10 protein-coding genes are annotated in these 13,094 nt (G+C 41.0%); all 10 read left to right on the forward strand.

From position 1 onward, the window contains the following. Position 1: 1 nt before the first annotated feature. On the forward strand, positions 2 to 877 hold the full coding sequence (locus CLV99_RS22105; RefSeq protein WP_133586690.1) for a substrate import-associated zinc metallohydrolase lipoprotein: 876 nt from the start codon (positions 2 to 4) through the stop codon (positions 875 to 877). 19 nt (positions 878 to 896) lie between these two features. Beyond that, positions 897 to 1,907 (forward strand): DUF4302 domain-containing protein, encoded by a 1,011-nt coding sequence (locus tag CLV99_RS22110; protein WP_133586691.1) that lies wholly within the window; start codon positions 897 to 899, stop codon positions 1,905 to 1,907. Positions 1,908 to 1,978: 71 nt separating this feature from the next. After that, entirely contained in the window at positions 1,979 to 2,809 is an 831-nt protein-coding gene (locus CLV99_RS22115) for a hypothetical protein (RefSeq protein WP_133586692.1), read from the forward strand. Between the two features lie 141 nt (positions 2,810 to 2,950). Next, positions 2,951 to 3,370, forward strand: a complete 420-nt coding sequence (locus tag CLV99_RS22120) for a hypothetical protein (protein WP_133586693.1) — start codon at positions 2,951 to 2,953, stop codon at positions 3,368 to 3,370. Between the two features lie 185 nt (positions 3,371 to 3,555). Further along, on the forward strand, positions 3,556 to 4,698 hold the full coding sequence (locus CLV99_RS22125) for an Sb-PDE family phosphodiesterase (RefSeq protein WP_133586694.1): 1,143 nt from the start codon (positions 3,556 to 3,558) through the stop codon (positions 4,696 to 4,698). A 16-nt stretch (positions 4,699 to 4,714) separates the two neighbouring features. Further along, a complete protein-coding gene (locus CLV99_RS22130) occupies positions 4,715 to 7,963 on the forward strand; it encodes a SusC/RagA family TonB-linked outer membrane protein (protein ID WP_133586695.1) in 3,249 nt (1,082 codons plus the stop codon). A gap of 105 nt (positions 7,964 to 8,068) precedes the next feature. Beyond that, entirely contained in the window at positions 8,069 to 9,814 is a 1,746-nt protein-coding gene (locus CLV99_RS22135; RefSeq protein ID WP_133586696.1) for a RagB/SusD family nutrient uptake outer membrane protein, read from the forward strand. A 164-nt stretch (positions 9,815 to 9,978) separates the two neighbouring features. Beyond that, positions 9,979 to 10,578 (forward strand): RNA polymerase sigma factor, encoded by a 600-nt coding sequence (locus CLV99_RS22140; RefSeq protein WP_133586697.1) that lies wholly within the window; start codon positions 9,979 to 9,981, stop codon positions 10,576 to 10,578. 110 nt (positions 10,579 to 10,688) lie between these two features. Beyond that, the gene (locus CLV99_RS22145) at positions 10,689 to 11,834 is read left to right on the forward strand and encodes a FecR family protein (protein WP_133586698.1); all 1,146 of its coding nucleotides are present in this window, start codon (positions 10,689 to 10,691) and stop codon (positions 11,832 to 11,834) included. Positions 11,835 to 11,860: 26 nt separating this feature from the next. Then, positions 11,861 to 13,003 carry a TlpA disulfide reductase family protein gene (locus CLV99_RS22150; protein WP_133586699.1) on the forward strand — a complete coding sequence of 381 codons (1,143 nt, stop codon included), beginning with the start codon at positions 11,861 to 11,863 and terminating at the stop codon, positions 13,001 to 13,003. Positions 13,004 to 13,094 lie beyond the last annotated feature (91 nt).

The following is a 13,094-nucleotide window of genomic DNA, read 5'->3' on the forward strand; positions in this document are numbered from 1 at the left end:
TATGAATATGAGAGTAAATATTTTTTTAATAGCATTGGTTCTTGCCTTTGTAGGCTGTAAAAAGGACAATTATCCATTGGGTGAGATCGATGAAACGGTTGATTACTTTTCAAAAAAACAGGTCAAACCAAAATCTCAATGGAATGAACTCGATTATTTATGTGATTCGATTCAAAAGGCGTATGGAGTAGAGATAATCTATGAATATACACCTCGTATTATAGAGGGTACTACTTTCTTTATGCCGCCTCAATATGATAAGGCGTTGCCCTATACCCGGGTGATGTTGGATAAAATGTGGCTGAAACCTATTAAAGAACTGTATCCAAAGTTCTTTAAGGAGCAGACTCCAATCGAATTCATATTGGCAGGTGGATTTGTACATTTTAATGATCCTACAACGACGGCTGGTGCAGCAGGAGCCGGTATGAATGGACAGTATTATCGGCTAGGTATGGGAGGGGTGAATAACTTTTCGCTGAATAAAAATTGGCTATGGGATCATATCGTCACGCTTTATCATGAGCATGCTCATCAGATAGATCATAAATACGGACGAAGTGAGCGATTCGATCGCGTTTCTCAGGGAAGATATTACGGGATACCAGGATATGCTTATGTAACTACCCAAGAGGCTAGAGCTGATGGCTTTTGGACGGGGTATGGAGGATATGCGCCCGAAGAGGATTTTGCTACGACAGTGGAGTATATGTTAAGACTGCCCAAGGCAGCACATAAAGCGGAGATCGAAAAAAGTAAAAGTGCAGCTCTCGAAACCAAATATAAAATGCTGCACCAACGTTATCTGGATATGGGGGTAGATCTGCATGAACTGCAGGTGGTGCTCGATTCGGTGGCAAGAAAAGTGAATTATTAATAGAGTTAGCATAAGTAATATGAAAGAGATTATAAAATTTTTAGTTCTAGGTCTTATAGCTACTGTATTCTATAGCTGTGAGAAAGACAATATCACAAATACCTACTTTGAGGAGCATCCAGGGCGGATGGATAAAATTGCAGAAGAATTAAAGTCTACACTGGCTTCAGCGCCGGAAGGCTGGGTGATGATGGTTAAAACAGGGTTGAATTCTCAGGTGTATACACCTGTTGTATTGAAGTTTGATACGCTGAAGAATAGAGTTTTTGTAAAAACAGTCTATGGAGAGACTGCTGATACAGAATCGTATTTTCGGATAGCCAATGGAACGGGGGCTCCGCAGTTAATTTTTACCACAGGGTCTATTATGTCGACACTGTACCGTGTTGGAGCGCAGGCCTCGGATATTACGGATCATATATATAATGTGGTAAGTGTATCGGCCGATACGGTGGCTATAAGAGGATATCGTAGCGGTGCAGTGTATAAACCAGAAGGCGGGGTAGTTTATAAAATGTTTAAACGGCCCAAAGATTGGAAGTGGGCTGATGATGAGATCTACTTTGATATGTCTTCTGCCAAGTTTAGGACTAACGTGGAAGGTGTACGAGCAAAAATGGAAATTGAATACGTGAAGAATTCAGGTGAAAAGAAAAGCTTCGAAACAGAATTTAATACTGTTCCTGATATGTACATGGTCAATATGCAAAGTGTGTTTCCATTTAGTACGCGTCAGAATATAGGCACAGGAGGATTTAAAACTCCATATTATTTTTTCATGGAATTCCCTTATGCCGGAGATATTTATGACGTCTCTCCAGTTGTAGCAAATAATACCATTAGTTTCTATCCACAGTATGGGTGTACGACCAATCTTACCTATATGAATTACTTTATAAATGCTTATAATTTACATTACCTAGTCTGTAAAGATGTTGTCCGAACAGGAAATAATGTGAAAATGGATTTTGAGGCTTATGATAAACAGGGAAATGTTATTGTGAAGGCAACGTACAATAATTTAAGATAACTTTTAGTATAAAATGTGTTGTGTTAGAGGGCTTGGTGATTTATTATCAAGTCCGCTTTTTAGAAGGTATTATGCGATTATTTCAGATATTATTTATAGTTTTTTTTTGCGTTGCATGTGGTTTTGAGACTGAACAGAAGGGAGGAGATGTTCAGGATGTCGAATTACAGCTGATGAATCTCCCCGTAGATTCCTGTTCGTTGCGTATTAATCATATCATAACTGGTGAGGAGTTGTTTTTTAAGGAGGGGATAGATCTTTCTAAACCTATTATTCTTCACGGTCTAGAAGATGATATGTACATTGCTGTTTTTTCTTGGCCTCGAACACTGCTCTCTCATCAGGTAGTTAGGAGTAAAGGCTTTGACAAGGAAAGTGATGAAGACTTGTTTCAATTGACTAAACCGTTGTACATCGATCGAGCGTATGGGACAGTTTATCGTATAGAAGTAGTGAATGAGGTGAGTGTCGAAGAATTGGAACGTAAAGGCGCATCGATATTGCAATTTAAAAATATAGCCTGCAAAGAATGTGATCTAGCAGACCGTTATTGGGAAGCATTCAGTGGGTTCTTTGACCGGAAAGCGAAATTGGTAGATAGTGCTAAACAGGAGTATTACAGCTATATCGATGCTAATAATCTGCAAAAAGGAAATAAGGCCTTTTTGAATCTGGAGGAAATCAAAAATCATTTGACGAAGGATGAGGTGTTGGATACACGTATACAGGAACTTGTTGCTGCTAATCCAGAAAGTAAGATCTCTGCATTCTTTCTTTTTTATCAACTTTATAACCATCGTGAGTTTCAGAAATTCGAGAATACATTTGAGTTGTTGCAAGGCCAGGGCCAGAAGAGCAAATATTATAAGATGATAAAAAAGCAATATGATGAACTGCTGTAGGTAATATGTTTTTCCTTTTCTTAAATTGATTGATAACCAGTTTTCTAGTTGCTATTTGAGCGGTGTAACGAGATGTTCTATAAATTTTGATTATAGAATGGTCTAATAATTGTGTAGGTACCCGCATAAAAATATATAACGATGAAAAAATTTATGAAAAGAAACAGCTTCTTAGCTGTAATGTTTTTTGCCTGTGCTAGTTTAATATTTGCAAGCTGTAGTAAAGATGATGATAAGACACCATCTGGTATTGATGCCGCAATAGGTACTTATATTGGTAAAATAGAAGTGATTGGAGGTGCAGATTATTTCGATGCTATTATTAAGGTTTCTAAGGTTGACGACTCGCATATTAAGATTGAGGCAAAATCAGGTGAAAAATATTCAGGAGTTGCTGCTAAAACGATGAAAGTGTCGAACACACATAACATTTCGATTAATACGCTCAATGAACCTAATGGTAGTTTTCTTTATAGTATAGATGATAAGACTGTAATCTTATTGACGGAACAGACCCAGAAAGACGAAATAATCTATAGTTTCAAAGGAACGAAACAATAGATGATAAAGTAATAAATGATCCAGATTATGCTGGAATTGAAAAGGCGTCAGTGTAAAAACTGACGCCTGTTTTTTGTGTAAAGTAGTATTAATTATTTGTCGGAAAGCTTCATTAAAATACCATTTCAATTTAATATTAGCTTAATGCGAGGGGCCTATTTTTGTGCCAAAATCTACAAGATACTATGAACAGAACTTTACTTTTGCTTGCAGCATTATGTGCTTTTGCGGGTCCATCTATTGCTCAGGAAAATTCCGGAATCATGAAGCTTGATGAATTTCGGTACCCCAAACAACGCAAGATAATCGATATCCCTAATGTCAATGGATTGCAGGTGTTGAAGTGCGATTTTCACATGCACACGGTGTTTACAGATGGGCATGTGTGGCCTAATGTACGTGTGCAAGAAGCTTGGAAAGAAGGTTTGGACGCAATCGCATTTACAGAGCATGTCGAGTATACACCACATAAGGATGATGTAAAACCTGGAAATCTACGGCCACATGAATTGGCTGAAAAGCTAGCAGCAGAGCAGAATATTTTGTTGGTAAAAGGAACAGAAGTGACGAGAAATACGCCTCCAGGGCATTTCAATGCCTTATTCATACAGGATGATAAAAACCTGGTCGTACCAAGGGACTCAGACTTGGACGAGCAAGCTATACAGGCTGTAGTGGATCAGAAGGCTTTTATCTTCTGGAATCATCCAGGCTGGAAGGCAACACAGATCGAAGGCTCTTACGAATGGATCCCATTTGTAGATAAGATGTACAAAGAAAAAAATCTGCACGGTATCGAAGTGGTCAATGGTTTTGGCTTCCATAAAAAAGCCTTGGACTGGGCATTGGATAGGAATCTAACCATTATAGGTAATACGGATATACATAATCTGATCGCACACGAGTATGATATAGAACGGGAGGGTATACACCGTACGATGACATTGGTGTTAGCTAAAGACCGCTCAGCAGAGGCGATACGTACTGCGCTCGAAAAGGGGAGTACGGTAGCATGGTCGAGCAATTACCTATTTGGAAAGGAAGAGCATGTGCGCGATTTGTTTCATGCCTGCGTGAAATTGACCCCAAGCTTCTATAGTAAGCCTAATGCAAAGAAGGCGGACAGTAAATATTATGAGCTACAGAATAATTCGGATCTCTACTTTGAACTACAACTAGTAGATGGAAAGGGAACGAAGAATATCGTATTGCAGCCCAAATCGTCACAGATACTGATCGCAGATACAGGTCAGTCAAAGCTATCATATGAGGTGGTATCTACTTATGTACGTAGTGATAAACATCTGAAAATAGAACTGAGCCTTTAATCTATACCAAATAATCATGAACAAGAGAATTCCGATATTTTTATTGGCTGGGATTGCTATGTCCCAAAACTTGCAGGCTATTGAGCTGGGATTTTTGTCAGCGGCAGGAATCACCATGGAGGTACAGCAACAAAAGGTAGCTGGACAGGTGGTGGATGCTAGTGGGCGACCAGTAGCACATGCCAATGTCTCCATAAAGGGAACGTTGTTGAATACCACAACCAATGCAAAAGGGGAGTTTGAATTTGATCATTCAAATGGTGCCAAAGTCGTATTGGTAGTGAGCTGTGTTGGTTTTACTACCAAGAGCTTTGAAGTAGATTCGGGAACGGATATACGCATCGTGTTGGATAACAAAAATGACCTCGAAGAAGTTGTCGTGGTGGGTTACGGTACGCAGAAAAAAGTGAACCTAACGGGAGCGGTATCGCAGGTAACATCGGAAGTGTTGGAAAATAGACCGGCACCAAACCTGAGCCGTATGCTACAAGGGACACTGCCCAACCTGAACCTGAAGATGGTAGATGGTAGCCCTACACGTGGTGCGGAATTTAATGTGCGGGGTACGACCTCGATAGGAGCCGGAGGTTCGGCATTGGTATTGATCGACGGAGTGGAAGGAGATGCTAATATGATCAACCCGAACGATATCGAGTCTGTGACGGTGTTGAAAGATGCATCTTCGGCAGCGATATACGGCTCGAGGGCAGCATTTGGTGTGGTGCTGATTACCACAAAAAATCCAGTAAAAGGACAGGCAAAGGTGACATTGAACTCTAACTATTCAATGAACCAGCGTACCGTAGAGCCTAAGCTGGTGACGCAAGGCTATGAATGGGCTAAGAATTTTAACGATGCCTTTAATGCATGGTACGATTATAAGTCTACGCCGATATCGGTGAATAATATCTATCCGTTTTCGCTAGAATACCTTGAGGCACTGAAAAAATATGCCGAAAATCCTACTGGTGAGGAAGCGGTGTTCAATCCAGCAAAAAATAGGTATGAGTATTTCGGAAATACGGATTGGTATAATATGATTTATAAGGATATGATGCCCGCTACCGAACAAGCGATGAGTGTGTCGGGAGGTGGAGATAAGGCGTCGTATTATGTCTCGGGAAGATATTATCACCAAGATGGTATTTTTAAACACAATCCGGATAAATTTAATAAGTATAACCTCCGCGCAAAAGGAGATGTGAAACTAAACGATTGGATTACATTTCAAAATAATACGGAATTGAGTACCTATGACTACCATTACCCAATGTTTGCAGATGGCGATGGTAATATATGGCGTCAGTTTGAACATCAAGGATATCCGATGGCGGTGGTATACAATCCTGACGGTACCTACACACATACGGCTGTTTATACAGGGGTGGCTTCCTTTATGGAAGGTAATAATGCATCGGATCTGAATAATACGGTGCTGAGGAATACGGCAGGATTGGTGTTGAAGCCAGTGAAAGGGCTGACACTAAAAGGGGATATGACGTATGGCAGAACCTGGGAGAATGATGTGCGCACCAACAACTACATGGACTACAGTAACTCGCCAGGGGTGATCTCGCGATTTGGACGCTCGTTATTGAGAGAGTGGAATGAAAATACCAAATACCTAGCAGGGAATATCACGGCAAACTATGTCAACAAATTTGCAGATAAGCACGATGTCAATGTCTTGGTCGGTTATAACGTCGAATCGTCGACTACGAAGCTGTTGCGGGCACAGAGAGATGGTATCTTGGTGGCGTCTAAGCCTGATTTCAATCTTATGGATGGTTTGAATTATGGTATTACAGGTGGTGGTAATGAATGGGCCTATTTGGGTGTTTTCTATCGCCTCAATTATGCTTATGACAATCGTTATCTGTTGGAACTCAATGGTCGCTATGATGGGTCTTCCAAATTCCCAGAGCATCAAAGGTATGGGTTCTTCCCTTCTATATCGGGAGGGTGGATTGCTTCAAATGAAGCCTTTTTTGAGCCTATAAAGCCGATCGTGAGCAATTTTAAAATACGTGCTTCATATGGTTCATTAGGGAATGGAAATGTTGCACCTTATCGTTACCTCGAGCAAATGGGGGTGAGCAAAACTTCGGTCGTGCTGAATGGTGTGCAGACCAATTATACCAAATTGCCAGGTGTAATTCCAGATGGACTGACTTGGGAACGATCGACTACAGCTAATTTTGGTGCCGATCTTGGATTTTTTAATAATAGCCTGAATCTAACATTCGACTGGTACAACCGAATGACCTACGATATGTTTACAGCAGGGCAACCATTGCCTAATGTATTTGGGGCAGCAGTGCCGTTTGGAAACTATGCCGATATGTCTACAAAAGGATGGGAGCTGACGGCCAATTATAACTCGCAGTTCGAATTGGCAGGAAAACCTTTCAACTGGGGGATTAACGGATCACTATGGGATAGCAGATCGACTATTGAGCGTTTTAACAATCCCAACAAGCTATTGTCTACGTATTACGTAGGGCAGCAAGTAGGAGAAATATGGGGATATGAAACGTTGGGATTCTTTACATCGGAAGAAGATGTGAAGAAACATGCTGATCAAAGCTTCCTGAAAAACTCAAATAACAATATTTGGCTGGCAGGAGATCTTAAGTTTGCTGACTTGGACCATAATGGTGTTATCAACCAAGGAAATAATACGGTAGATAATCCGGGCGATCGTAGGATAATAGGTAATGATAGCCCAAGATATCAGTATGGCTTTACGCTGTCGGGGAATTGGAATGGTATCGGTCTGTCGGCTTTCTTCCAGGGGATAGGTAAGCGTGACTGGTATTTTGCATCGGAAGCAGGTTTGTTTTGGGGACCGTATAACCGACCGTATGGCTATCAACCAACAAAAATGATGGAGGATATATGGACGGAAGAGAATCCTGATGCCTACTTCCCTAGATATAGAGGTTACACTGCGTTGGGTACAGATCGCTCGCTAGGTGCACCACAGACAAAGTATCTGCAGGATGTATCTTATCTGCGTCTCAAAACTCTAACGCTAGACTATACCTTGCCGAAAACATGGGTAAATAAGATGAAAATAAATAACGCTCAGATTTTCTTGACAGCGCAAAATCTATTTACATTCTCTGGATTATTTAAGCATACAGATAATTTTGACCCTGAGGTGATGGAAAAACCGGTGGGCGACCTGACTAATGGATCGGGGCAGGGATATGCATACCCTATGTTGAAAACAACAACTATAGGACTGAATTTGACTTTCTAGGAGTTGACGTGGATATTCTTTGCTGAAAGTGGGGACAAGTCAATGACAATTAAAGAACAAACCGAGCTTACGAGCTCACGAAATAGTGATTTACATATCAAACGGATGAAGACAAAATATATATTAGGAATGTTGGCAACGGTGTTGCTGATGGGCTCCTGTAAGGATTTTCTGGACAAAGAGCCTTTTGATAAACTGGTGCCCTCTTCTTATTTCAAAACAGAGGCAGATTTGCAATTGTACACAAATTCTTTCTATCAGGATTTTATTCCTAGCGGTCTGGCAATTGTACAGGCTGATGAAATGGGAGATTATACATCCAAAAATAACTCGCCCACTTTTATAGCAGGTAATTTTTCGCCAGTAGATCAGGGAAAATGGGACTGGACAAAGCTGAGAAATGTCAATTATTTCCTTTCGCGGTATGATAATAAAGAAATCCCGGAGGAGGCAAGAAAACACTATGCAGGTATCGCTCGTTTTTTTAGAGCTTATTTTTACTTCGATAAAGTAAAAACATATGGAGATGTGCCGTGGTACAACAAGCCGCTGGCTACAGATGATCCAGAGCTGTATAAGAAGCAGGACCCTAGGGCTATGGTGATGGATTCGGTACTGGCGGATATTGATTTTGCGATAGCGAATATTAGGTCTGCAAAAGACAACTCGTCGAGTATGATAACCAAATGGGTGGCTTTGGGATTAAAGTCTCGCATATGTCTTTTTGAAGGGACATTTCGGAAATACCATGAGAATTTGGGGCTAAAGTCTACTGCGAATAAGTGGTTGGAAGAGTCTGCAAAAGCATCGAAAGAGCTAATAGACGGCAAACAGTATGCAATTTATAACACAGGAAAGCCGAATTCAGATTATCGTACGCTCTTTATCAGTGAAAATGCAGTGGCCACAGAAGTGCTATGGTCGAATGTGTTTAATAATGCATTGAAGCGTTGGCATGAGATAACCTGGAAATTTAACTCGGCAACGTATGGTGCGCGTTGGGGGCTGAACAAACAGTTTGTAAATACATACCTGAATGTAGATGGTAGCCGCTTTACAGATAAGGCAGGATACGATGAACTTGAGTTTAAAGAAGAAATGAAAGGGAGGGATGCACGTCTAGGGCAATCTGTACGGTCGTTAGGTTATAAGCGCTCGGACGGCTCGGCTGCGCCACCTAATTTTGGGTATACCTTTACGGGGTACCATATTCATAAATTTAGTCTCGATGATAAACGTTTGGATGGTGTTGCAGAGGGTTTTAATTCGATAACCATGATGCGCTATGCAGAGATACTATTGAACTATGCAGAAGCGAAGGCCGAGCTGGGACTGATGAACGATATTATATGGGCAGAAACAATCGGAGAATTGCGCAAACGTGCAGGGGTAGACCCCAAAGCGCCAACAGGTGTAGATCCCTATATGCAAAAGACTTATTTTCCAGAGGTATCTGACCGATATTTAATGGAGGTAAGAAGGGAGCGTGGGATAGAGTTGGTGTATGAAGGTCTGCGTTATGATGATTTGTTGCGCTGGAGAAAAGGTAAGTTGTTGGAGATGGATTGGAAAGGGATATATGTACCCGGTCTAGGCATAGAAATGGACTTGGACGGTAACAACACACCGGATGTGTGCTTTGTTAAAGCCATTCCAAGTAAAACTACATCAGGAGTGGTCTATTTCGTAGTGGATGATAAGGCGGCCAAACTATCGGAAGGTACGAAGGGGCATATCTTGTGGCGTATTGACGAGGATAGAAAATTTGAAGATAAAAAGTATTTGAGACCAATAGCTAATGCAGATATTGTGGATAATAAAAATTTAGAACAAAATCCTGGTTGGAAATAGCACTGTAATGCCTGTCTCGGTTTATATATAGATGCCGCAGAGGGCTTTTTAAGAGATCTATATAACTTGTATTAAAGAGACTCCACCCCTTACTTAGGGAGTGGGGTCTTTTTAATTTAAAAGATTTTGACTTACTTTTGATTCCGTCCTTTGGGCAAGTTGCTATGGAATTCAATAAAGACGATAAACAAGATTTCGCTGCCTTCAAATCAGGAGATGACGCAGGGTACATTCATCTGTTTCGCCGGTTTTACCATCCCTTGTGTCTTTTTGCATTACAATTTAAAATAAGTAAAGAAGATGCCGAAGAGGTAGTACAGGACATATTACATCAGCTTTGGTATAAGAAAAATGACTTTGATTCCTTAAATAAACTTGCCTCTTTTCTATATGTAAGTACCCGGAATGCCACTTTGAACCGCTTGGATCGAAATAAGCGCCTGCTCAAGAACCAAGAACAGTTTCATGTAGAATCAGCGGCCTCGGATATACTCAATGCAGAGCAATTTCAGAACATGGTGTATGCGGAGACCTTGAGTCAGCTCCATGAAGCTTTTAAAAAGTTGCCGACTCAGTGTGCCAAGGTTATGACCATGCTCTATCTCGAAGGGCATACGGTAGCTGAAGTTGTTGAACAATTACAGATCACAGCCAGTACGGTATATGTACAGAAGAAAAAGGGTATAGACTACCTAAAAGAATATCTAAAACCAGAAGATTATTTCTTGATTACACTTCTTTTATCTGGTTTTTTGAAAAATTAATTAACTGTTTATTAGTGTTTTATTGTTTTTGTTTGAATTGGCGTAAAGATTTCGAATCCCAGTTCTGTTCTCCTAGTGTATAAGCAAAAACCTTAGTTACCAAAAAAATAATGATTTCAAAAAAGATAGCTGCCCTCATCGCGGGGAAGAAGCTAAATACCTTGTCTATTGAAGAGGAAGAGTTGCTGTTAGCCTGGAGGAAGGAGGCTGAACAGCATGAAATGGCTTATCAATATGCGATGAATAAGACGGACTGGTATAGGGATCTGCAGACCTTGGAGACTATCGATGTGAATAAGGCTGTAGATAGTGTGTTGGAACGTATCCTCAGAACTGAATCGAAAAAGATGAAACCTCGGTACTGGTGGAGGTATGCGGGGGTGGCTGCGGCAGTATTGCTGGTGTTGCTGTCTGTTCTTTGGAAGTATAGGGAAACAGCGGTGGAGATTGTACCAGGAGGCAACAAAGCGATACTTAAGTTGGCCGATGGGACCTCTCTTCAGTTGAGTGAGGGACAGCATGAACTGGTTATTTCGGACGAGCTTTTGTATGGAGATGGTTCGGGGGTGGAAGGTGTGACTAAGGAACAGCGGGCTGATGCGATGATGGAAATAGTGACACCAAAAGGGGGAGAGTACACAGTCATCCTAGCGGATAAGACAAAGATTATTTTGAATGCAGCATCGAAGCTACGATTTCCAAAGGTTTTTTCGATGAGAGAACGCTTGGTAGAGCTAGAAGGGGAGGCGTATTTTGAAGTGAACAAGACCCTGACTCCTGCGCAACAACCACAACCTTTTTTGGTGAAGACAAAGCAGCAGACTGTGCAGGTCTTAGGTACCCAGTTTAACATCTCCGCATATGCAGAGGATAAAAGTACCTATACCACATTGGTAGAAGGCAAGGTGGCGGTCTCGGCAGAACATCGTGGGGCGAAGGTACAGCAATTAATCCCTGGACAACAGGCTATTAATAACGGAACTGGAGCTATTGAGGTTAAGGCTGTCGATGTATTCAACTATACATCCTGGACCAAAAATCAGTTTGTATTTGCATCAGAGCCCTTGGGAGCGGCGATGCAGAAACTCGCGCGATGGTATGATATGGAGTACGTTTTCGAGAAGGAATCGTTAAAAAATGAACGAATTGAAGGCATCCTACCAAGATATGCATCATTGGAAGAGTTGTTGGAGCTGATGAAGGAATCATTAAATCTACGTTTTCGTGTCGTTGGTAAACAGGTGTATATCTATTAGAAAATCAATTCAATAAACAGTATAAAATGAGAAAAATTATCGCGCTGATCGTTAGTGTATTATGGCTGAGCTCGGGAGCTTTTGCGCAAAAAATGATGCTAAAGGATTTTAATTATTCTGGCTCTGACTGGCAGAAATATGATGGACATAGGTTGACTATAGTTGTGCTGGACACCTCTATAGGAGGTACTGCCCTGTTAGCAGAGCAGATTATAGAGGGAGGTAAGTTTACTATTAAAGGGCAGGTATGGGCTCCACAAAATGCCTACTTCGGTTTGTATAATCCAGAAGGTGATTTTGTCTATAAACAGGAATTTATTGCTGAACCCGGCGAGCTTCAAATAGATAGGGATGCCGAATCCAATGGCATAAACATTATAGGAGGCAAGTACAATAAGTTGTTTGAAGCCATAAAGAAGGACCCCGTATACGTGGCAAAGCTGCAAGCATTTGAAAGTTATTCCAGCTCGTTGACCTCAGAAGATTTTCAGGTGGATGCCAACAGAGCAAAATATGCTGAATTGCAAAAAGAAGCAGGTCAGATCTTACAAGCTAAATATGACGCTATTCGCGACAATAATCCGGATCCAATAGCACGATTGTTGGCCTTCAAGATGGTGAGATCGCTGGATACGAGAGAAAAGGAGCTCGATCTTCTGCAAAAAGAATTGGGCGAGTTACCGGAAATCGTATATCTGAAGTATAGAATACAAGATGTTAGGGCGAGAGCTAAGAAACAGGTGGTGATGGGGGTTGATTCGACGATAAATGACTTTAAAGGCAATGACCTGGATGGAAAAGAAATGAACCTGATGGGGATTTTAAAAAAGAATAAATATACGCTTGTCGAATTTTGGGCCTCATGGTGCGGACCGTGTAGAGCGGAAATTCCGCATATGAAAAAAGCATACGAACGATTCAATGCTAAAGGATTTGAAATTCTCTCATTTACCCTAGATCATGAACGTGAACGTTGGCTGAAGGCTTCCAATGAAGAGCATATTCCGTGGATAAATATAGGAGATCTAAAGGCTTTTAAAAGTCCAGTAGTGCAGATGTTTGGCATTAGAGGGATACCAGCCAATTATCTCGTTGATGCAAACGGAAAGATTGTCGCGGTAAACCTGAGACAAGATGAACTTGATAAAAAACTAGCTGAATTGTTATAGTGCACTAACCTAAAAAGAAAGGAGAAGAATGAATAAAATCTAACACATTAAGGCTGGTATAATGAGTGCCTATCCAGAATGAAATTAATCG

This window comes from Sphingobacterium yanglingense, assembly GCF_004363245.1.
Classification (GTDB): Bacteria; Bacteroidota; Bacteroidia; order Sphingobacteriales; family Sphingobacteriaceae; genus Sphingobacterium; species Sphingobacterium yanglingense.

Excerpts from the sequence above, each read along its gene's own strand:
- CLV99_RS22130 (WP_133586695.1), top strand. The coding sequence starts at position 4,715 with ATGAACAAGAGAATTCCGATATTTTTATTGGCTGGGATTGCTATGTCC.
- CLV99_RS22115 (WP_133586692.1), top strand. The coding sequence starts at position 1,979 with ATGCGATTATTTCAGATATTATTTATAGTTTTTTTTTGCGTTGCATGT.
- CLV99_RS22140 (WP_133586697.1), top strand. The coding sequence starts at position 9,979 with ATGGAATTCAATAAAGACGATAAACAAGATTTCGCTGCCTTCAAATCA.
- CLV99_RS22125 (WP_133586694.1), top strand. The coding sequence starts at position 3,556 with ATGAACAGAACTTTACTTTTGCTTGCAGCATTATGTGCTTTTGCGGGT.
- CLV99_RS22145 (WP_133586698.1), top strand. The coding sequence starts at position 10,689 with ATGATTTCAAAAAAGATAGCTGCCCTCATCGCGGGGAAGAAGCTAAAT.
- CLV99_RS22150 (WP_133586699.1), top strand. The coding sequence starts at position 11,861 with ATGAGAAAAATTATCGCGCTGATCGTTAGTGTATTATGGCTGAGCTCG.
- CLV99_RS22120 (WP_133586693.1), top strand. The coding sequence starts at position 2,951 with ATGAAAAAATTTATGAAAAGAAACAGCTTCTTAGCTGTAATGTTTTTT.
- CLV99_RS22110 (WP_133586691.1), top strand. The coding sequence starts at position 897 with ATGAAAGAGATTATAAAATTTTTAGTTCTAGGTCTTATAGCTACTGTA.
- CLV99_RS22135 (WP_133586696.1), top strand. The coding sequence starts at position 8,069 with ATGAAGACAAAATATATATTAGGAATGTTGGCAACGGTGTTGCTGATG.
- CLV99_RS22105 (WP_133586690.1), top strand. The coding sequence starts at position 2 with ATGAATATGAGAGTAAATATTTTTTTAATAGCATTGGTTCTTGCCTTT.